Annotated in this window: 18 protein-coding genes; 5 read left to right on the top strand and 13 right to left on the bottom strand. The window is 63.5% G+C overall.

Going from position 1 to position 20,686, the window contains the following annotated elements; all coding sequences use genetic code 11:
- Positions 1-146: 146 nt before the first annotated feature.
- Together ACQY7X_RS01145 and ccrA are read right to left on the bottom strand one after the other, a co-directional pair.
- Complete coding sequence (locus ACQY7X_RS01145) at positions 147-1,847, bottom strand: acyl-CoA dehydrogenase family protein (RefSeq protein WP_428248001.1); 1,701 nt, start codon at positions 1,845-1,847, stop codon at positions 147-149.
- Positions 1,848-1,928: 81 nt separating this feature from the next.
- Positions 1,929-3,242, bottom strand: a complete 1,314-nt coding sequence (ccrA, locus tag ACQY7X_RS01140) for a crotonyl-CoA carboxylase/reductase (RefSeq protein ID WP_428248000.1) — start codon at positions 3,240-3,242, stop codon at positions 1,929-1,931.
- Between the two features lie 219 nt (positions 3,243-3,461).
- On the opposite strand from ccrA, the gene ACQY7X_RS01135 reads away from it, so the two are divergent.
- Complete coding sequence (locus ACQY7X_RS01135) at positions 3,462-5,510, top strand: methylmalonyl-CoA mutase family protein (RefSeq protein WP_428247999.1); 2,049 nt, start codon at positions 3,462-3,464, stop codon at positions 5,508-5,510.
- Between the two features lie 164 nt (positions 5,511-5,674).
- On the opposite strand, the gene ACQY7X_RS01130 is transcribed toward ACQY7X_RS01135, so the two are convergent.
- Positions 5,675-6,811 carry a dienelactone hydrolase family protein gene (locus tag ACQY7X_RS01130; protein ID WP_428247998.1) on the bottom strand — a complete coding sequence of 379 codons (1,137 nt, stop codon included), beginning with the start codon at positions 6,809-6,811 and terminating at the stop codon, positions 5,675-5,677.
- Positions 6,812-7,059: 248 nt separating this feature from the next.
- On the opposite strand from ACQY7X_RS01130, the gene trxA reads away from it, so the two are divergent.
- Complete coding sequence (gene trxA, locus ACQY7X_RS01125; RefSeq protein WP_428247997.1) at positions 7,060-7,386, top strand: thioredoxin TrxA; 327 nt, start codon at positions 7,060-7,062, stop codon at positions 7,384-7,386.
- A gap of 12 nt (positions 7,387-7,398) precedes the next feature.
- On the opposite strand, the gene ACQY7X_RS01120 is transcribed toward trxA, so the two are convergent.
- Entirely contained in the window at positions 7,399-8,706 is a 1,308-nt protein-coding gene (locus ACQY7X_RS01120) for a bifunctional folylpolyglutamate synthase/dihydrofolate synthase (RefSeq protein ID WP_428247996.1), read from the bottom strand.
- A gap of 74 nt (positions 8,707-8,780) precedes the next feature.
- Here ACQY7X_RS01120 and ACQY7X_RS01115 point away from each other — a divergent pair, with 74 nt between their 5' ends.
- The gene (locus ACQY7X_RS01115; protein WP_428247995.1) at positions 8,781-9,650 is read left to right on the top strand and encodes an AraC family transcriptional regulator; all 870 of its coding nucleotides are present in this window, start codon (positions 8,781-8,783) and stop codon (positions 9,648-9,650) included.
- Between the two features lie 76 nt (positions 9,651-9,726).
- On the opposite strand, the gene accD is transcribed toward ACQY7X_RS01115, so the two are convergent.
- The 7 genes from accD to ACQY7X_RS01080 all read right to left on the bottom strand — a co-directional run bounded on the left by accD (position 9,727) and on the right by ACQY7X_RS01080 (position 16,120).
- Complete coding sequence (gene accD, locus ACQY7X_RS01110; protein WP_428247994.1) at positions 9,727-10,665, bottom strand: acetyl-CoA carboxylase, carboxyltransferase subunit beta; 939 nt, start codon at positions 10,663-10,665, stop codon at positions 9,727-9,729.
- 17 nt (positions 10,666-10,682) lie between these two features.
- Entirely contained in the window at positions 10,683-11,495 is an 813-nt protein-coding gene (trpA, locus tag ACQY7X_RS01105; protein ID WP_428247993.1) for a tryptophan synthase subunit alpha, read from the bottom strand.
- Between the two features lie 11 nt (positions 11,496-11,506).
- Positions 11,507-12,718 carry a tryptophan synthase subunit beta gene (gene trpB / locus ACQY7X_RS01100; protein ID WP_428247992.1) on the bottom strand — a complete coding sequence of 404 codons (1,212 nt, stop codon included), beginning with the start codon at positions 12,716-12,718 and terminating at the stop codon, positions 11,507-11,509.
- A 27-nt stretch (positions 12,719-12,745) separates the two neighbouring features.
- The gene (locus tag ACQY7X_RS01095) at positions 12,746-13,390 is read right to left on the bottom strand and encodes a phosphoribosylanthranilate isomerase (RefSeq protein ID WP_428250098.1); all 645 of its coding nucleotides are present in this window, start codon (positions 13,388-13,390) and stop codon (positions 12,746-12,748) included.
- A complete protein-coding gene (pyrF, locus tag ACQY7X_RS01090) occupies positions 13,387-14,094 on the bottom strand; it encodes an orotidine-5'-phosphate decarboxylase (RefSeq protein WP_428247991.1) in 708 nt (235 codons plus the stop codon). The genes ACQY7X_RS01095 and pyrF overlap by 4 nt, the downstream gene beginning before the upstream one ends.
- Positions 14,095-14,203: 109 nt before the next feature.
- Entirely contained in the window at positions 14,204-14,956 is a 753-nt protein-coding gene (locus ACQY7X_RS01085; RefSeq protein WP_428247990.1) for an SGNH/GDSL hydrolase family protein, read from the bottom strand.
- A 6-nt stretch (positions 14,957-14,962) separates the two neighbouring features.
- On the bottom strand, positions 14,963-16,120 hold the full coding sequence (locus tag ACQY7X_RS01080; RefSeq protein ID WP_428247989.1) for an OpgC domain-containing protein: 1,158 nt from the start codon (positions 16,118-16,120) through the stop codon (positions 14,963-14,965).
- Positions 16,121-16,177: 57 nt separating this feature from the next.
- On the opposite strand from ACQY7X_RS01080, the gene ACQY7X_RS01075 reads away from it, so the two are divergent.
- Positions 16,178-17,209, top strand: a complete 1,032-nt coding sequence (locus tag ACQY7X_RS01075; protein WP_428247988.1) for a polysaccharide deacetylase family protein — start codon at positions 16,178-16,180, stop codon at positions 17,207-17,209.
- Between the two features lie 191 nt (positions 17,210-17,400).
- Here the strand turns inward: ACQY7X_RS01075 and ACQY7X_RS01070 are convergent, their stop codons facing one another.
- Together ACQY7X_RS01070 and ACQY7X_RS01065 are read right to left on the bottom strand one after the other, a co-directional pair.
- Positions 17,401-18,621, bottom strand: a complete 1,221-nt coding sequence (locus tag ACQY7X_RS01070) for a WD40 repeat domain-containing protein (protein WP_428247987.1) — start codon at positions 18,619-18,621, stop codon at positions 17,401-17,403.
- Between the two features lie 239 nt (positions 18,622-18,860).
- Entirely contained in the window at positions 18,861-19,811 is a 951-nt protein-coding gene (locus ACQY7X_RS01065) for a sugar kinase (RefSeq protein WP_428247986.1), read from the bottom strand.
- 141 nt (positions 19,812-19,952) lie between these two features.
- Here ACQY7X_RS01065 and ACQY7X_RS01060 point away from each other — a divergent pair, with 141 nt between their 5' ends.
- Positions 19,953-20,645 (top strand): GntR family transcriptional regulator, encoded by a 693-nt coding sequence (locus ACQY7X_RS01060; protein WP_428247985.1) that lies wholly within the window; start codon positions 19,953-19,955, stop codon positions 20,643-20,645.
- Positions 20,646-20,686: the final 41 nt, after the last annotated feature.

Here is a 20,686-nt window from a genome sequence, read left to right as displayed (position 1 = left end):
TGCCCTGCGGAGGCAGGGCATCCACGCGTTCCTTTTTATTGCCGTCAATTAAGTAAAAACTCGTGGATGCTCCGCCGGAGCCTGTGCTCGGGTCGGCCTTCGGCCGAGCCCGGGTGCGGAGCATGACGGCATGAAGAGGGAACGGCCTAGCCGTTGCGCTGCTCCAGCAGGCGGCGGGCGATCACCTGGGCCTGGATTTCGGCGGCACCCTCGAAGATGTTGAGGATGCGCGCGTCGCACAGCACGCGGCTGATCGGGTATTCCTCGGCATAGCCGTTGCCGCCATGCACCTGCAGCGCGTTGTCGGCATTGGACCAGGCGACACGGGCGGCGAGCAGCTTGGCCATGCCGGCTTCCAGGTCGCAGCGGCGGTCGGCATCCTTCTCGCGCGCGGCGAAATAGCTGAGCTGGCGCGCGAACATGGTTTCCACCACCATCCAGGCGATCTTGCCGTGCACGCGCGGGAAGGAATAGATCGGCTTGCCGAACTGCACGCGATCGAGTGCGTATTTCATGCCCAGTTCCAGGGCGCATTGCGCCACGCCAAGGGCGCGGGCGGCAGTCTGGATGCGGGCGGATTCAAACGTTTCCATCAGCTGCTTGAAGCCCTGGCCTTCGCGGCCGCCGAGCAGGTTCGCCGCCTTCACCTTGAAGCCATCGAAGCCGATTTCGTATTCCTTCATGCCGCGATAGCCGAGCACCTTGATCTCGCCGCCGGTCATGCCTTCTGCCGGGAAGGGATTGGTATCATCGCCGCGCGGCTTCTCGGCCAGCAGCATGGAGAGGCCCTTGTAGCCCGGCTCGCTCGGATCGGTGCGCACCAGCAGCGTCATCAGATCGGTGCGCGCGGCGTGCGTAATCCAGGTCTTGTTGCCGGTGACTTCGTAATGCTCGCCGTTCTTGATCGCGCGGGTGCGCAAGCTGCCGAGGTCGGAGCCGGTATTCGGCTCGGTGAACACGGCGGTGGGCAGGATTTCGCCCGAGGAGAGCTTCGGCAGCCAGTATTGCTTCTGCTCTTCCGTGCCGCCGCGCAGGATCAGTTCACCGGCGATCTCGGTGCGGGTGCCCAGGCTGCCGACGCCGATATAGCCACGGCTGAGTTCTTCCGAGACTACGCACATCGCGGTCTTGCCGAAGCCATGGCCGCCGTATTCCTCAGGAATGGTGAGGCCGAACACGCCCATCTCGGCCATTTCCAGCACCACCGGCATCGGGATGAATTCATCCTTGCGGTGCCAGTCATGGGCGAACGGGATCACCTTGTCCTCGGCGAAGCGGCGGAACTGCTCGCGCACCATGCTGAGGGTTTCATCCAGGCCCAGCGTGCCGAAATCGCCGGTATTGAGGCTGTCGCTGATCAGGGCGGCGATGCGGCTGCGCACGGCGCTGTTGTTGCCGCCCTGCACCAGCGCAAGCACCGCCGGGATGCGGTAGGTGCCGAGCGCCTCCTGCGTCACGCCAAGGTCTTCCGGGCGGCAGATTTCCACCTGGCTCATGGCGATGCCGCCCTGCAACTGCGCCAGGTATTCGCCGAAACCGGCCTGCAGGATCAGGCTTTCCAGTTCGCGCAGCTTGCCGTCGGCCTCAAGCCGTTCGGCCCAATGCAGCGTTTCTTTCATGGTCGCGGCATAGGTGGCGTACCAGGACAGGCCATGGCAGGCGAATTGCTCTTCCTCCAGCCGCGCCGCATCGATGCGGCCATCGGCGCCGCGCACCAGCTGCGCTACCGCCGCCGTGGCCTGGGCTACCAGTTGCTCCGCTGCCCCCAGGGCTTCGCCGCAGGTGGCGAGCAGGTTAGGCAGCAGCAGGCTTTCAGATGTGGCGGGCAGTTTGACGGCAGCGGACATGGCGGATGGTCTTTAAGTTGTGAATCTGCGTGAAGTGTAAACGGAACAGGGCGCGGCTGTGAACCGCGCCCTGTTGCCAGATCAGTTGTTGCCGACTTCGATGGCGTCTTCCACCGTGCGCAGGCCCGGCACCTTGGCCGAGACCAGCACCGCCATGTTGCCCGGCTTATGCTGGTTCTTCCACATCTTGGTGTGGGCGCGCGGAATATCGGCCCAGGAGAAGACTTCCGACATGCAGGGGTCGAGGCGGCGTTCGATCACCAGCTGGTTGGCCTGGCTGGCCTGCAGCAGGTTGGCGAAGTGGCTGCCCTGGATGCGCTTCTGCCGCATCCACACGAAGCGCGCGTCGAAGGTGATGTTGAAGCCGGTGGTGCCGGCGCAGAACACCACCATGCCGCCGCGCTTGACCACGAAGCAGCTTACCGGGAAGGTCTGCTCGCCGGGATGCTCGAACACGAAATCGACATCGTTGCCCTTGCCGGTGATATCCCAGATCGCCTTGCCGAAAGCGCGGCACTTCTTCATGTACTCGCCGTATTTCTCGGTATCGAGCACCGGAGGCAACTGGCCCCAGCAATCGAAGTTGTTGCGGTTGATCACGCCCTTGGCGCCCAGGCTCATGACGAAATCGCGCTTCGATTCGTCGGAGATGATGCCGATGGCATTGGCACCCGAGATGGCGATGAGCTGGATCGCCATCGAGCCGAGGCCACCGGCGGCACCCCAGACCAGCACGTTATGGCCCGGCCGCAGGATATGCGGGCGATGGCCGAACAACATGCGATAGGCGGTGGCGAGCGTCAGGGTGTAGCAGGCGCTTTCTTCCCAGGTCAGGTGCTTCGGGCGCGGCATCAGCTGGCGCGACTGCACGCGGGCGAACTGGGCGAAGGAACCGTCCGGCGTCTCGTAGCCCCAGATGCGCTGGGTCGGCGAGTTCATCGGATCGCCGCCATTGCATTCCTCGTCGTCGCCGTCATCCTGGTTGCAATGGACGATGACTTCGTCGCCGACCTTCCAGCGCTTCACGCGGCGGCCGACGGCATAGACGATGCCGGACGCATCGGAACCGGCGATGTGGTAGGGCGCCTTATGCACATCGAAAGGCGAAATCGGCACGCCGAGGCCAGCCCAGACACCGTTGTAGTTCACGCCCGCGGCCATCACGAGGATCAGCACTTCGTCAGCGTCGATTTCCGGCGTCGGCAGAACTTCAAGCTGGAACGAATCTTCCGGCGGACCATGGCGCTCGCGGCGGATCGCCCAGCCATACATCTGCTTCGGCACATGGCCGAGCGGCGGGATCTCGCCCACCTCGTAAAGGTCCTTGAAGCCGCCCTTGACCGGCGCACCATTGGAAGTCTGCAGAGTCACCACGGTCCCACCCGCATTGGACATGTCATTCTCCTTCACCGAGGTCACCCCTCGTCAGATCATCTTGGTCCTGCCCGACCCGCCAGAGGCGAGTGCGGGCGCTGCAATGCGATTGACATTTTTCGGCGGTGCCGCAAAAATGGCAAGTGCGTTTTGCAGTGCAGCGGAGGTTATGATATTTCCGTTGCGGGCTGCAAGGGGGCAATTTAATGTCTCAAAATCGAATCGCGACGGAATAATATTATGACGAAGCCCGTTGAAGCTCCTGTTGCTGCGCAACCTGTTCTTCGCACTAGCAAAAAACCCGACTCTGCCGCTGGAGTCGAGAAGCCGTGGCTTTTTCGCACGTATTCCGGGCATAGCTCGGCCTCTGCCTCGAACGAGCTTTACCGCACCAATCTCGGCCGTGGTCAGACCGGCCTGAGCGTCGCTTTCGATCTGCCGACCCAGACCGGCTACGATTCGGACCATGTGCTGGCGCGCGGCGAGGTCGGCAAGGTCGGTGTGCCGGTGGCCCATCTTGGCGACATGCGGGTGCTGTTCGACCAGATCCCGCTAGCCAAAATGAACACCTCGATGACCATCAATGCCCCGGCGGCCTGGCTGCTGGCGATGTACATCGCCGTGGCCGAAGAGCAGGGCGCCAGCCGCGCCGAGCTGAACGGCACGGTGCAGAACGACATCATCAAGGAATATCTCTCGCGCGGCACTTATATCTTCCCGCCGGCGGCCTCGATGCGGCTGATCACCGATGTGATCGCTTTCACCTACCGCGAGCTGCCGAAGTGGAACCCGACCAATGTGTGCAGCTATCACCTGCAGGAAGCCGGCGCCACGCCGGTGCAGGAACTGGCCTATGCGCTGGCTACCGGCGTGGCCGTGCTGGATGCGGTGAAGGCCTCGGGCCAGGTGCCGCCGGAGGATTTCGCCCAGGCGTTCGGGCGCATCAGCTTCTTCGTCAATGCCGGGATTCGGTTTGTGACCGAAATCTGCAAGATGCGCGCCTTCGTCGATCTCTGGGAGGAGATCGGCCGCGAACGCTATGGCGTCACCGACGAGAAGGCTTTGCTGTTCCGCTATGGCGTGCAGGTGAATTCACTCGGCCTCACCGAGCCGCAGCCGGAGAATAACGTCTACCGCATCCTGCTCGAAATGCTGGCGGTGGTGCTGTCCAAGAAAGCCCGCGCCCGCGCCGTGCAGTTGCCGGCCTGGAACGAGGCGCTGGGCCTGCCGCGCCCGTGGGATCAGCAATGGTCGCTGCGTTTGCAGCAGATCGTCGCCTACGAAACCGACCTGCTGGAATACGGCGACCTGTTCGATGGCAACCCGGCGATTGATGCCAAGGTGAATGAATTGAAGGCGGCGGCCCGCGCCGAACTCAAGCGCATTGAGGATATGGGCGGCGCGATCCAGGCGGTGGAAAGCGGTTATCTCAAGCAGGCGCTGGTGGAAAGCAATACCGGCCGCGTGCGCGGTATCGAAACCGGCGCCATCACCGTGGTCGGCGTCAACAAGTTCACCGAAAGCGCGCCGTCGCCGCTGGTGGCCTCGGAAGGCGGTGCGATCATGACCGTCGATCCGGCCGCCGAAGCCGAGCAGATCGAGCGCCTTAAGCAATGGCGCGCCCAGCGCGATCCGCAGGCGGTGGCCGCCGCGCTGAAAGACCTGGAAGCCGCCGCGCGCGAGGGGCGCAATATCATGGAGCCGAGCATCCATGCTGCGAAGGCCGGCGTCACCACCGGCGAATGGGCCGGCTGCCTGCGCGGCGTGTTCGGCGAATACCGCGCGCCGACCGGTGTGGCGGCTGCTGCCAATGCCACCGCGAATGACGGCATGGAAGAACTCCGCGCCGAAGTTGCCGCCGTGGCTGGCCGGCTCGGCCGCCCGATCAAGCTACTGGTCGGCAAGCCGGGCCTGGATGGTCATTCCAACGGCGCCGAGCAGATCGCCGTGAAGGCGCGCGATTGCGGCATGGAAGTGGTCTATGAAGGCATCCGCCTGACGCCGGAACAGATCGTTTCGGCGGCGCTGGAAGAAGGCGTGCATCTGGTCGGCCTGTCGATCCTGTCGGGCAGCCATGTCGAACTGGCCACCGATGTGATCGAGCGCATGCGCGCCGAGGGTATCGGCGATGTGCCGGTGGTGGTCGGCGGCATCATCCCGCCGGAGGACGAGCGCAAGCTGCGCGCCGCCGGCATCGCCGCCGTGTTCACACCGAAGGACTTCAACCTGACGCAGATCATGCGCGCCATCGCCCAACTGGTCGACACCACCTATTCCAAGGCGGCTTAAGGAAAACCACTCGTGGATGCCCCGCCTTCGCGGGGCATGACGGGGGTTCTTGTTTTCAGTGTGACAAGCTCCGCAGCCGAGCTTTCAGCCAACAAAAAAGCCCGGAGTGATCCGGGCTTTGTCGTTTCAGGCCTTAAGGCCAATCATCAATTGATCCCACTCACTCAATTGATCGGCGTGCCTTCTTCCATCGGCGGCAGGTCGATCATGCCGGCTTCGGCCTTGGCTTCTTCCGGCGTCAGGTCCGGTGCCTCGCTCGCGGGAGCCGCAGCGGCGGCAGCGGCCGGGCTGGCCTGGATGTTGTTCAACTCGTCGGCAATGGTGAAGGCGCGGATCGGCAGCGTGTCCTTCTCCGGCACCATCGGCGCCAGGGCAAGGTCGAGTTCGATCGGCTTGTCGAGCAGGCCACGGTCATTGCCGAGATGGCGCTCGAAGAAATCAGTGGTGCGGGCGATGGAATCGTCCTTGGCGGCGCCTTTGAAGGCGTGGCCTTCGCCGTTGTAGATCTTCATCTCGTAATCGGCCCCGACATCCTTGAGCAGGCTTTCCAGCTCATGCGCCTTGCGCACCGGCACGATGCGGTCGCGGTCGCCATGCAGCACCAGGGTCGGCGGCATGCGGTCAACGCCCTTGCGCTGCACTTCCGCCGGCATGGCGCCGAACATGTTCACCACGGCCTGCACGCGCGGATCGCGGCTGCCCAGGCTCAGGGCATGGAAGCCGCCGAGCGACAGGCCGAACACACCGATCTTCTCGCCATCGACATAGCCGAGGCGGGAAACATAGGAGATAGCGGCGGCGATCACCTTCTCGCGCTGCTCATGCAGGGCGGGCGAGGCCTTGCGGCCATCGGAGATACCGTCGAAATAATGCACCACGAAGGCCGAGATGCCGCGATCCGCCAGTGCCTTGGCCTGCGGATAGAACAGCGAGCCGTCGCCCAGGCCATGGGAGCCGTGCAGGATCAGCACGGCCGGCGCCTTGCCGGCAAAGCCGAGGATCGAGGTGTCGCTGCGGATGATATCGACCCGCACCCAGCGGTTGTCGATCATGAAGCCATCGCCGCGCGCCTGGGCGGCAGCCCGGGCCGGCTCGGCATTTTTCTGCTTGCGCTGCTTCGGCGCCACCTTCGCAGGTTGTGCCTTGGCACCGGACGTGGATTTCTCGGTCTGCTTGTGCGTACGCGGTTGGGCCGAGGCGCTCCAAGGGGTGAGCGCCAGGGCCGGTAGGGCGCCCAGGGCAAACGCTACCGCAGTAATGCGGTAAAAGCGTCGTAGCGTCGCAGCCAAGCCCAAGGCCATTAACTCCCCCGTTAACCCCCTGTTAACCCTAACCGGATAGCCTAGGACCATCCGGTGTTACAAACTGTAACGACCGCGGACAGGCTTGTCACCCCCTAAAGCGCATAAAAATTTCGCCCGATTCGTTAATCGGAACATGGGGTTGACTCAACATGCTGTGCCTGCTTGACGCTCCTGGGCCACCTCCCTACCTTATCTGCGACCAGCGGCTCACAAACGGGGCCGCGCCAGAATAAGGAACCGATCCCATGTCCGCCGCGACCACCAAGGTGACCGACGACTCTTTCGAGACCGATGTGCTCAAGGCTTCGGGCCCGGTGCTTGTCGATTTCTGGGCTGAGTGGTGCGGCCCGTGCCGCCAGATCGCTCCGGCGCTGGACGAAATCGCGCAGGAGATGGGTGGCAAGCTCACCATCGCCAAGGTGAATATCGACGAGAACCCGACCACCCCGACCAAGCTCGGCGTGCGCGGCATCCCGACCCTGATCCTGTTCAAGGACGGCAAGCCGGTGGCGACCAAGATCGGCGCCATGCCGAAGAGCCGCCTGGTCGAATGGATCAACTCGTCGATCTAAGCGTCTAAGCGTCTAGGAATTGCGGGCCAATACTTGGCCCGCCAGATACAGGGAGCCGGCGATGAGAAATCGCGCCGGCTCTTTTGCTGTATGCAGGTGGTTGAGGAAGGCCAGCCCTTCCGCCACCCCGGCCATGGGCCAGGCGCTCAGGCCTTCGGCGAGCGCGATGCCGGCCAGGGCTTCCGCGCTCAAGGCATTGGCCTCGCCGGGAATCGCCACGGTGCAGGCGGCGGCGATATGCGGCCGCAACGGGCGCAGGAAGCCGCCCGGCTCCTTGGTGTTGAGCATGCCGGTGACCAGATAGCCGCGCCGCCGCGTTGCCGGGTCGCTATTCCACTGCCGCAGCATCGCCGCCAGGGCCTCGCCGGCCATCGGGTTATGGCCGCCATCGAGCCAGAGTTCGGCATCAGGGGGCAGCAGGTCCAGCAGCGGGCCATGACGCAGACGCTGCAAGCGCGCAGGCCATTCCACCCGGCCCAGACCTTCCGCTATCGCCGCCTCCGGCAGTTTGAGATGCAGCGCGGCAGCGACAGCCGCGCCGGCATTCTCGATCTGGTGCGCGCCGGGCAGGGCCGGGCGCGGCAGGCTCAGGCGCCGTGCGCCGCCCTGCCACTCGAAGCCATCGCGCGTCGGCGTCACCTGCCATTCATGGCCATGGCGCAGCAGCGGCGCGTTCAGTTCGGCGGCGCGGGCGGCCAGCACGCGGGCTGCCTCACGGCGCTGCGGCCCGACCACGCAAGGCACATTGGCCTTGAGGATGCCGGCCTTTTCGGCGGCGATCTTCTCCAGCGTGTCGCCCAGGAAGGCGATGTGGTCCATGCCGATGGGGGTGATGGCGGTGAGTGCTGGCTGCGGCACTAGGTTGGTGGCATCCAGCCGGCCGCCAAGCCCGGTTTCCAGCAGCACCAGATCGGCGGGTTCTTCCGCAAAGGCGCGGAAGGCGGCAGCAGTCGTGATCTCGAAGAAGGTGATCGGCGCATCGCCATTGATGCGTTCTATATCGCTGAGCAGGGCTTGCAGCCGCGCTTCCTCGATCAGCCTGCCGTTCAGCCGGATGCGTTCATGGAAGCGCACCAGATGCGGCGAGATATAGGCGTGCACGCGCAGGCCAGAGGCTTCTGCCATGGCACGCAGATAGGCGACCAGCGAACCCTTGCCATTGGTGCCGGCGACATGCACCACCGGCGGCAGTTTAAGCTGCGGGTCACCGAGCTTGCGCATCAGGCCGGCAACGCGGTCGAGCGACAGGTCGATCACCTTCGGGTGCAGTGCCATCAGGCGTTTCAGGATGGCATCAGATGGCAGGGCAGAGGGGACCACGCGAACTCCGCAAGATTTATCAATCCGGGCCATGTTACTGGTTATTCGTTCTCGCCGCAGCAGGGATGCCCGAAATGTCCGACCCGCTTTTCGCTACCGCTGATCAGGCCGGCTATGTCCGCCGCTTCACCCGGGTGACGGAATATATCTATGCCCATCTCGATGCCGAACTCGATCTTGCCACCCTGGCCGATGTTGCCGCGCTCTCGCCCTGGCATTGGCACCGCATCTGGCAGGCGGTCTATGGCGAATCCGTCGTGCAGACGGTGAAGCGCCTGCGCCTGCAGCGCGCGGCGGCCGATCTGGTGCACAGCCCGATGCCGCTCGACGATGTATGGCCGCGCGCTGGCTATGGCAGCGCCGCCGCCTTCACCCGTGCCTTCAAGGATGCCTATGGCCTGCCGCCGGCGGAATACCGCAAGAGCGGCAGCCATACCCGCTTTACCCTGCACTTCGCCCCAAAGGGAGTCGTTACCATGCATGACGTGTCGATCCGCAGGCTCGCGCCCGCAACCCTGGCCGTGGTGCCGCATCGCGGCCCTTACATGGAGATCGGCCGCGCTTTCGAGACGCTGTTCGGTGTGCTCGGGGCACGCGGGCTGCTGCAGCCGGGCCTGTGCATGAAGGGCTTGTATTATTCCGACCCGACCTCGGTGCCGGAAGCCGACTTGCGCTCGGCGGCGGGTATCGTTGTGCCTGATGCCGGTTTCCCGGTGGAAGCGCCGCTGGAACGTGCTGAATTGCGCGGCGGCGACTATGCCGTGCTGCGTCACAAGGGGCCGTATTCGGATATGAGGCCGGCCTATGACTGGCTGTTCGGTACCTGGCTGGTGCAGTCAGGCCGCGAAGCCGCCGATGCGCCGGTCTTCGAGGATTATCTCAACAATCCGCGCGAAGTGCCGCCGACCGAATTGCTCACGGACATCTGCCTGCCGCTGAAGTAAGCGGACAAACAAAAAAGCCTGCCGCTATTTCAGCGGCAGGCTTTTTCTTTGGTTCTTGATCAGCGCGGGCGCCCAATCAGCGCGGACGGATGGCGCCGTGCGGGATTTCGCCGGTCGGCGGTACGTCCAGGCCCGGGCGCGGCAGGGCCACCACATCGGCCTTGGCGATGGGCTCCAGCAATAGCGACACGATGCGGCCCAACGTCTCGCGCAATTTGTGGCGATGCACCACCTGATCCAGCATGCCATGCTCCAGCAGGTATTCGGCGCGCTGGAAACCTTCCGGCAAAGTCTCGCGGATGGTCTGCTCGATCACGCGCGGGCCGGCAAAGCCGATCAGCGCGCCGGGCTCGGCGATCTGGATATCGCCCAGCATGGCATAGGAAGCGGTGACGCCGCCGGTGGTCGGATCGGTCAGCACCACGATGAAGGGCAGATGCGCTTCGCGCAGGCGCTGCACGGCGATCACCGTGCGCGGCATCTGCATCAGGCTGAGGATGCCTTCCTGCATGCGGGCGCCGCCGGCGGCGGCAAACATGATCAGGGCCGCGCGCTGGCTCACCGCCAGCGTTGCCGCCGCGATCAGTGCCTCGCCCGCCGCCATGCCCATGGAGCCGCCCATGAAGGCGAAATTCTGCACCGCGACGACCACGTCCTTGTTCTGCAACGTGCCATGCGCCACCACCACGGCGTCGCGCAGGCCGGTCTTATTGCGGGCATCCTTCAGGCGGTCTGGATATTTCTTCTGGTCGCGGAAGCCGAGCGGATCCTGGATCACATCCGGCAGTTCGATGGTCTGGTAGTCGCCATCATCGAACAGGGCGGCGAAACGCTCCTTCGAGCCGATGCGCATGTGATGGTCGCATTTCGGGCAGACATGCTGATTCTCCTCCACTTCTTTGGAGTAGATCATCTGGCCGCAGGCCGGACATTTGCGCCACAGATTGTCCGGCGTGTCCTTCTTCCGCGTCATCTCGCGGATCTTCGGCAGTACCGTACGGGTCAGCCAGTTCATAGCGTTACTCCCTCAGATCACTTGCGCGCGGCACGCACCGCGTCGCCGAGTTCCCGCACCAGCGCCAGCACATGCGCCGCCGGGTCGATGCCCTTAACTTGGGCTTCCGCCACGCGTTCGACAAGGGCCGAACCGACGACCGCCGCATCGGCCGCGCGGGCGATTTCGGCGGCGCGCTTGCCGTCGCGGATGCCGAAGCCGACGCCGATGGGCAATTGAGTATGCTTGCGCAGCCGCGCTACGGCTGCGGCGACTGCATCGGCATCGGGTGCGGCGGCGCCGGTGATGCCAGCAATCGAGACGTAGTAGAGGAAGCCCGAAGTATTCGCCAGCACGGCGGGGATGCGCTTGTCATCGGTGGTCGGCGTTGCCAGGCGGATGAAATGCAGCCCGGCCTGGATCGCCGGCAGGCAGAGTTCATCATCTTCCTCGGGCGGCAGGTCCACCACGATCAGGCCATCGACGCCGGCTGCCTTGGCATCGGCGAGGAATACATCAACGCCATAGGCGGAGATCGGATTGAAATAGCCCATCAACACGATCGGCGTGGCGTTATCCGCCTTGCGGAAGCCGCGCACCAGGTCCAGCGTGCGGCGCAACGTGGCGCCGTTAGCCAGCGCGCGCAGATTGGCGGCTTGAATCGACGGGCCATCGGCCATCGGATCGGTGAACGGCACGCCCAGTTCGATCACATCGGCACCGGCTGCCGGCAGCCCGGCAATCAGGCGGGCGCAGGTATCATGGTCGGGGTCGCCGGCGGTGATGAAGGTGATCAGGCCGGCGCGGCCTTTGGCTTTAAGCGCGGCGAAACGGGCGTCGATGCGGCTCACGGCAGATTTCCTTAGAGAGTAACGCCGAGGGCGCGGGCAACGGTGAACACATCCTTGTCACCACGGCCGCACAGATTCATCACCATCAGGTGATCCTTTGGCAGGGTCGGCGCCCATTTGATGACATGCGCCAGCGCATGCGAGGGTTCCAGGGCCGGGATGATGCCTTCGAGACGCGAGCAGAGCTGGAAGGCATCCAGCGCCTCCCTGTCAGTGGCCGAGACATATTGCACGCGACCGACATCATGCAGCCAGGCATGTTCCGGGCCGATGCCGGGATAGTCGAGGCCGGCGGAGATCGAATGTGCCTCGGTGATCTGGCCGTCGCCATCCTGCAGCAGGAATGTGCGGTTGCCGTGCAGCACGCCCGGCACGCCGCGCGCCAGCGAGGCGGCATGCTTCTCGGTATCGAGGCCTTCGCCGGCAGCTTCCACGGCGTGAATCTCCACGCTCGGATCGTCGAGGAAGGGGTGGAACAGGCCGATGGCATTGGAGCCGCCGCCGATGCAGGCAACCAGGCTGTCGGGCAGGCGGCCTTCCTTCTGCATCATCTGCTCGCGGGTTTCACGGCCGATCACTGATTGGAAATCGCGTACCAGCGCTGGATAAGGATGCGGACCGGCGGCCGTGCCGATGATGTAAAACGTGTCATGCACGTTGGTCACCCAATCACGCAAGGCTTCGTTCATCGCATCCTTCAGCGTGCGCGAGCCGGAAGTGACGGCGCGCACCTCGGCACCGAGCAGCTTCATGCGGAACACGTTCGGGGCCTGGCGCTCGATATCGGTCTCGCCCATGTAGACGACACAGGGCAGGCCGAAGCGGGCGGCGACGGTGGCGGTGGCAACACCATGCTGGCCGGCGCCAGTCTCGGCGATGATGCGTTTCTTGCCCATGCGCCGGGCCAGCAGGATCTGGCCGATGCAATTGTTGATCTTGTGCGCGCCGGTGTGGTTCAGCTCGTCGCGTTTGAAATAAATCTTGGCGCCGCCGAGATGCTCGGTCATGCGCTCGGCATAGTAGAGCGGGCTGGGCCGGCCAACATAATCGTTGAGAAAATACTCCATCTCGGCCTTGAAGGCCGGATCGGCCTTGGCAGCGGTGTATTCGCGCTCCAGGTCGAGGATCAGCGGCATCAGCGTCTCGGCGACGAAGCGGCCGCCGAACTTGCCGAAATGGCCACGCTCATCGGGGCCGGAACGATAGGAATTCAGCGCGGTCATGCTCTCAATCCTTACAGGCGTAAGCCGTCATAGGCGAAATGCGGTATCAAGAAAGCTGCGGATCTTGGCCGGGTCCTTCTTGCCCGGCGCGCTTTCCACGCCAGACGACACGTCCACCGCCGTGGCACCGGAGCGGCGCACGGCTTCCTCAAGATTTTCCGGGGTGAGGCCGCCAGAGAGCAGCCAGGGGCGCTTGAAGCTCTTGCCCTTCAGCATGTCCCAATCAAAGGCCAGGCCATTGCCGCCGGGCCGCGTGGCGCCCTTCGGCGGGCTGGCATCGAACAGCAGCCAGTCGACGATATCTTCGTATTTGCGCGCCTTCTCGATATCGGCGGGCGTGCTCACCTTGATCGCCTTGATGATCGGCAGGCCGAAATAGATCGTGATGGCGCGGCAGCGTTCCGGTGTCTCGTCACCATGCAGTTGCAGCAGGTCGAGCCGTGCCTTGCCCAGGATGGCGTCAAGCTGGTCGTTGCTCGGATCGACGAACAGGCCGACACGGTCCGTGCCGCTCGGCACTTGATCAAGCAGGCCGACAGCGGCATCGAGTTGCAGGTTGCGCGGCGAAGGCGGGAAGAACACGAAGCCGAGCATGTCGGCCTCGAATTCCAACGCGGTTTCCAGCGCGACCGGATCAGTGATGCCGCAGATTTTGGTGAACAGGGCCATCAGGCGATCCCGGCGATTTCCTGCGCGATGGCCCGCGCGGCGGCATCAGGATCATCGGCCTCGGTGATCGGACGACCGATCACCAGATGGTCGGCGCCGAGCTTCAGCGCCTCGGCCGGACCCATCACGCGCTTTTGGTCACCCACGGCACTGCCCTTGGGGCGGATGCCGGGCACCACCAGCTTGAAATCCGGGCCGCAGGCTTCGCGCAGCAGGGCGATCTCGGTGGCGGCGCAGATCACGCCGGTGGCGCCATTGGCCTGGGCCAGCTTGGCCAGCCGCACCACATGCGCCGACACGTCGCCGCCAAGCCCGATGGCTTCCAGGTCGGCGGCGTCCAGCGAGGTCAGCACCGTCACGGCCAGGATCTGCGGCTTCTGCCGGCTGCTGGCCGCGGCTTCCACGGCGGCGCGGATCATCGCCGGGCCACCGGCGGCATGCACGGTAACGAACATCGGCCCCATCCCGGCGGCGGCCGAGCGGATGGCGCCGCCAACCGTGTTCGAAATGTCGTGGAATTTGAGGTCGAGGAACAGCGGCACGCCGGTGGGCAGGATGGCGCGCACCTCGGTGGGGCCATGGGCGGTGAAGAATTCCTTGCCCAGCTTGACGCCGAAGCCGGCGGCGGCGGCGGCGCGGGCGCAGCGGGCGGCATAGGCCAGCTCGGTGGTGTCGATGGCGCAGAAAACGGGGGGGAGGCGGGTCATGGCCGGGCTTATACTAAAAAGTGGCGCCCGAGTCTGCCCTTTTGGGTCTGGAAAACCGCCTTAACCGTTGAGAAAAAGGGCCGGAACAAGGGGTTAACAGCTGGGGGTGTTAACGGGGCGGCAGGGCCACGGCGCGGCGGATCATTTCCGCCAGCTGCTGTGCCAGACAACCATTCATCGCCTCGGCTTCGCGCATCTGGGTTTCCTGGCTCTTGGCCTGCAGGTCGAAAACCTCGTTCTCGGCCCAGAACTGCATCATGTCGTGGCGCGGGAAAACCGGCACACCTGCGCTGTCGCCCACCCAGTTCATCATCTGGTCGAAGCGTTCGGTATCCACCATGGGCGAGAGCCGGGCGCGGTATTGCGGCGCGATCAGGATGGCATCGATGCCGGCGGTCTGCAGCCGGCGCAGGCCATCGGACAGGCTTTCGGCGAAGCTGTTGGTATCGGTCTGGCGCGCCGCTTCCACATTGCCGGTCTGCCAGATCAGCAGGTCGGGCTTGGCCGGCACCACCTCGGCGGTGATGCGTTTCAGCATCTGCGCGGTGGATTGCGTGCGCAACGACAGATTGTCGATGGCGAATTGCTTGCCCGGAAAGCGCGCCTGCAAGGCATCGGGCAGGCCGGCGACATAGGTGCGCGCCAGACCGCCGGTATCATGCTTCAGCGATGACGATGTGCCGAGCACCACGACGCGGATTTCGCCCCGGGCTTTCAGGGCCTTGGCCAGGCCGGGCAGTGGCGCATCGACGAAGCGCAGGCTGTCGGGCAGGGCGCAACGTTCTTTCGGTTCCATGGCATGCGCTGGCTGGGCCGCAACAGCGGGCCACAGCAGCAGCAAGGTGAGTAGCAGGCGGCGCATGGTCAGTCAGTCCCCGCCGACCGGCGCACGCATATTCCCCCCGCGCGGTGCCGAGCCGGATTTTTCAGTATCTGTATACCATGTGAGCAGATAGGCAAGCGCAACCATCACGCCCATGCCGGCCAGGCTGACCAGCAATTGCGCCGGCAGGCTGGGGCTGATTTCCACCAGCACGAACTGGGCGGCAAACGACAGGAAGATGCTGGCGCAGAACACATCCAGCGAATGTTTGCCGCAGAGCAGCACCGGGCGGGCGATGCGCGAGGAGAGGAAGGCGGCCTGCGGCGACACCAGCCGTACCACCAGATAGGCCTGGGCGAGGAAATGCAGCAGCCGCAGCAGATCCAGCTCGGTCTTGTCGATGGGGTAGAGCACCCGCCGCAGCCAATGCGGCACATACTGGCTCCAGGGCGGATAGATCCAGGTGCTGACGATAGCCAAGGCAAACAGCAGATAAAGCCCGGCGGCCCAGCTGGTGAGGATTGCCGGCAGCTTGCGCCAGGGCGCTTCATTGCGGTGCATGGCGCACCAGGCGCCGATCAGGAACAGGAATTGCCAGGCCAGCGGATTGAAGAACCAGCCGCCCTCGGGATAGGCCGGCAGGTTCCAGTGCCATTGCTGCACGCCAAGCCAGAGCAGGAAACTCGCCGCCATCAGGGTTTTCGGCCAGCGTTTCAGCAGCGGCAGCAGCAGCGGAAACGCTAGCAGCAGCGCGATATACATCGGCAGCACATCCATATTCGCCGGCTTGAATTTCAGCAGCAGCGCCTGCAGCATCAGGATATGCGGATGCTCGAACAGTTCCGCGATGCCCATTTCCTCGGCGAAAGCCGGGTTGAAGCGGTCGGCGACATAGGCGATATGCGCCACGAACACCATGAACAGGAAGATATGCGCGGTGTAGATCTGCCACACGCGGCGGCCGATGCGCGCAGCGGTCACCATCCAGCCGACCCGTTCGGGCAGCGCGCCGAAGGCCAGCATCACCGAATAGCCGGAAATAAACACGAAGATTTCGGTGGCGTCCGAGAAGCCGTAATTGCGGTTGCTCACCCAGCTCACCACATTGCCCGGAATGTGGTTGAGGAAGATGAACAGCAAAGCCAGGCCGCGGAAAAAATCCAGCCTGAGGTCGCGTTCCGCCTTGCCCTGTATTCCCGCCATGAAAAGCCCGTGCAGCCTCCCTGGCGGGCAGTATCGGAAATCGCTAGACTGGGCGCAATGCGCAAAACCCTCGCTCTTCTCACCGCAATTCTGCCCGCTCTGGTCGGTATGGCCGTGCCATCGCGCGCCGCCGATAATGCATCGGTGCTGATGTATCACCGCTTTGGCGAGAACCGTATCCCGTCCACCAATATCCGGCTGGAGCAGTTCGAGGCCCATATCGCCGAACTGACGTCTGGCGCCTATCGCGTGCTGCCGCTGCCCGAGATCGTCGCCAAGCTGAAAAAAGGCGAGCCGCTGCCTGACCGTGCCGTGGCGATCACGGCTGACGACGCCTATCTCTCGATTGCCACCGAGGGCTGGCCGCGCCTCAAGAAAGCCGGCCTGCCGTTCACGCTGTTTGTCGCCACCGAGCCGGTGACGAGCAAAATCAAGGGCTACATGACCTGGGATGATGTGCGCCGGCTGCGGGATGAAGGCGTCACCATCGGCGCCCATGGCCACACCCATCTGTCGCTGCCCTCGCTCACCGCCGATGGCATCCGCAAGGATCTCGACACCTCGATGCAGCTTTTCGAGAAGGAACTGGGCCAGAAGCCGTCACTGTTCGCCTATCCGTTCGGCGAATGGGATGCCAAAAGCCTGGAGATCGTGAAGGGCATGGGCTACGCGGTGGCCTTCGGCCAACATTCCGGCTCGATGCATGCGCGCAACGATTTCTTCTGGATGCCGCGCTTCCCGATGAACGAGACATTCGGCTCCATCGAGCGCATGCGCCAGGCGCTGAACTCCCTGCCGCTGCCGGTAACCGATGTCGAACCGAAGGATGTGCTGGTCAAACTCGGCCAGACACCCAATCCGCCGACACTCCGTTTTACTGTCGATCCCGAGGTCGAGCGGCTGAACCAGATGGTCTGCTACACCTCGGAAGGCAAGGCTATTCAGCCGAAGCTGATTGGCGAGCGGCGCTATGAAATGCACGCCCCGGCGCCATTGCAGCCGCCGCGCGACCGCATTTCCTGCTCAGTGCCGAGCAAGGAGAAGGGCCGCTTCCGCTGGTTCGGCATCCAGTTCACCGTGGTGAAGTGACGCCCAACCCTACACGTCATGCCCCGCGCAGGCGGGGCATCCACGAGTATTTTCCTTAAGCAAAAAAACAGAACGCGTGGATGGTCCGCCTGTGCGGACCATGACGGTATTGTTCACCGCTTAAAACGCTTCCGGCTTCCGGCTGCCGACTGAGCGGAGGAAGCCCGCCGCTGGTAGGTTTGGCGGTAGCCCTATTTGATTTCAAATATCTTCACCGCCTCATGACTGGCGATTGCAAGTAAATTGGCCGTTGGCGAAAATGCGATACCACTCCCCGAAGATTTCTCTCGCGAAACCTCTGCGGCAAGTTCGGGCCTGTCTGCATGCCACAGCCGGACAATACGGTCGAAGGTGCTCGTGGCAATGAAGCGGCCATCAAAGCTCCAGGTTATTGCCCGCCCATTGCTCACCAGGGCGGAGCCAGAAAAATCCCCCATATAGTCATGCAATGATCTACCCGTGACGGCATCCCAGACCTTGATATCCGAGGGAGCGGATGCCTTGATGCCGCCAATAAAACTTTTGATGAAGGCTATTCTTCTGCCGTCTGGGCTCCAGGCCGTTGAATTCGATACAGTGTCGAATGGATAGAAGCTGACTATTTGCTTCCCGGAGGACAGTTCAATGATTTCATGGCGCGATTGATCGCCGAAGGCTAAGTGCCTGCCATCAGGGCTGAAGGAAAGATTGTGTGGCCGTAAACCCTGCAAGACAATCGCCTTCCGCGACCAATCCGACACATTGTAGAGAAAAACGGCATTGCCTTGTCCATGGGCAACAATCACGCGACCGGTCAAAAAATTGTAAGCAAATGACCTGGGCTGATTGTCTACATATGCTCGCGGATTATCCGCGGATGCCGGACCAGCTATATGCTTGGGAGCTTCTCCGGCTCCGGCATCCCATATAGAGAAGGCGATTCCAGTATCCCAACCTGAGGCCGTTGGCGAGAACCCGAGTATTTGTGGCCCCTGCCCAATAAGGGCAACAAAAGGGCGGGCACCCTTTCTAGGGTAAGACTGCAGCAGCTTCTTGTTGGCGACATCCCACACGGCAATGGTTGGCAGGTTGATATTCTTTTCAAACAACCCTTTTTTTAAGATGCCAGAGAGCCCTGACGTAGCCAAATACTGGCCATCTGCACTCCAAGACAAATCTGTGCTTTGTGGGTGGTCAAATGTGGCAACGAGCCTGATCTGAGGGGGATTTACAGCCGGCTGGGGCAGCGCCGATGCCGGGCAAAGGCAGGACCAGAGAATACAGCAGATCACGCACCAATAGGCGTGTCTGTCCCATGGCCGGAATAAGGTGGAAAGCTGGAAAAGTCCTCTTGCCATAACGTGCCCCTGAAATGATGTTGCTGGCGCTTTCAGACACGGCAACGGGGTGAAAAATTTAAAAACATTGAGCAAACGAAGCGGCTAGTAACTGCGGCCATCTTATTGGAGGCTAGCCACATTCCACAACCTTTCTTGCTTTACCGCGCGGCCGCTGCCGCTGGTTCGGCATCCAGTTCACCGTGGTGAAGTGACGCCCAACCCTACACGTCATGCCCCGCGCAGGCGGGGCATCCACGAGTTTCCTGTTTTCTGTGTGAAAAAGAACGCGTGGATGGTCCGCCTCCGCGGACCATGACGATATTGTTCGCCGCTCAAAATGCTTCCGGCTTCGGGCTGCCGACCGAGCGGAAGAATTCCTCCACGGCGGCGCGGCGCGGGATCGGGCCTACGGCGCCATAGCCGATGGTGGTGAGGGCGGCTGCCGTGTTGGCATAGGCGGCGGCTTCCGGCGGGCTGGCGCCGCGCGCGATCTCGGTGAGGAAGGCGCCATCGAAGCAGTCGCCGGCGCCGGTGGCATCCACGCTCGGCACGCTGTGGCCCGGCACGCGCCAGCGGCTGCCGTCCTTCAGGCGCAGCAGCACGCCGGCAGCACCGCATTTCAGCACCACCAGGGCGCCGCCAAGCTGGTGGTAGAAATCCAGGATCGATTCCGGCTGTTCCAGGCCGGAAAGCGCGCGGGCATCTTCCAGGCTGGGCAGCAGGATATCGGCCAGGGCCGCGGCGCGATGGGTTTCCTCGCGCGCCAGATCGAGCGGCCAGAGCTTGAGCCGCAGGTTGGTATCGAAAGAGACACGGCGGCCGAGTTTCTTGGCTTCGGCCATGGCGGCGAAGCTGGTGGCGCGCAGGTCGGTCGAGACGCCAAGGCTGATGCCGGAAACATGCAGGATGCTGGCCGCCGCAATGCGGCCCGGCGGCAGGTCGGCGGGCAGCATGCGGCTGGCGGCCGAGCCCTTGCGGTAATAGCTGAAGGTATGGCCGGCCTTGCCATGGGTGACGAAATAGATGCCGGTGGGGGCATCGGCGCGTTTCGCCACGCCGGCGGTATCGACGCCCTCGCGCTGCCACAGGTCGAGCAGCAGGGCGCCGAAGGGATCATCGCCGACCAGGGTGAGATAGCCGACCCTGGCGCCCTGGCGCGCCGCCGCGATGGCACAGTTCGAGGTGTCGCCGCCGAAATCGCGCAGGTATTGGTCGCTGTCCGGGCCGCCGGTCTGGTTGAACTCGACCATCGCCTCGCCCAGGCACAGAATATCCAGGTTCATACCGGCCTCCCGGCTCCTTCCTAGCGCAATCAGTGGCTTAGGGGCAACCGGTTTCTTACATATCAGATACGACTTGTGGGCTTCGGGGCCGCCTGCTAGGGTCGCGCAACGTCAAGAATCCGTCAGTCTCAGGAGGCCGTCATGGCCAAGGCCAAGCCGTTGCGCGCCGGCACCATCGAACGCCCCAAGTCGCTCACCGAATTGGTCAAAGAGCATATCCGCACCCGCATCATCGACGGCGAACTGAAACTGGGCGAGGCGCTGTCGGAGAATGTGCTGGCGGCTCAGCTTGGCATTTCCAAGACGCCGGTGCGCGAGGCCCTGCTGCAATTGAAGCTGGAAGGCTTGGTGGATATCCAGCCGCAGCGCGGCTCCTTCGTGTTCACCATGAATCCGAAGGAGATGGAGGAATTCTGCGAATACCGCATCATCCTTGAGACTGCGGCGTTGCGCAGCGCCATCGAGAATGACGAACCCGGCCTGCTGGTGGCGCTGGAGCAGCGCGCCAAGAAGATGGTGAAGGCGCTGGAGGAGAATGATCTTTCCAGCTATCGCCGCATCGATACCGATTATCATCGCCAGATCCTGCAGCGGGCGCAGAATTCCTATCTGCTCAATGCCCATAGCCAGCTTGAGATGAAAATCCAGGCTTTGCGCGCCCATGTGACGCAGCGTGACCGCAGCATCGAAGTGTCGCTGGCCGAGCATTTGAGCATCGTCAAGCTGCTCAAGGCGAATGAGAAGGCCAAGGCGCTCACCGTGCTGGGCGGTCATATCCGTGCCGCCTCGCGCGATTTCCGGGCGCTGTCGGAAGAAGGCGGCGACCTTGGCTGAACAGAGAGCAGGCGAGGCGGCGGCTCCGATGGAGCCCGCCC

Source organism: Ferrovibrio sp. (assembly GCF_965278975.1).
GTDB lineage: Bacteria > Pseudomonadota > Alphaproteobacteria > Ferrovibrionales > Ferrovibrionaceae > Ferrovibrio.
Note: the sequence above shows the minus strand (reverse complement) of the source record. Positions and strands in the feature narration are given on the sequence as shown.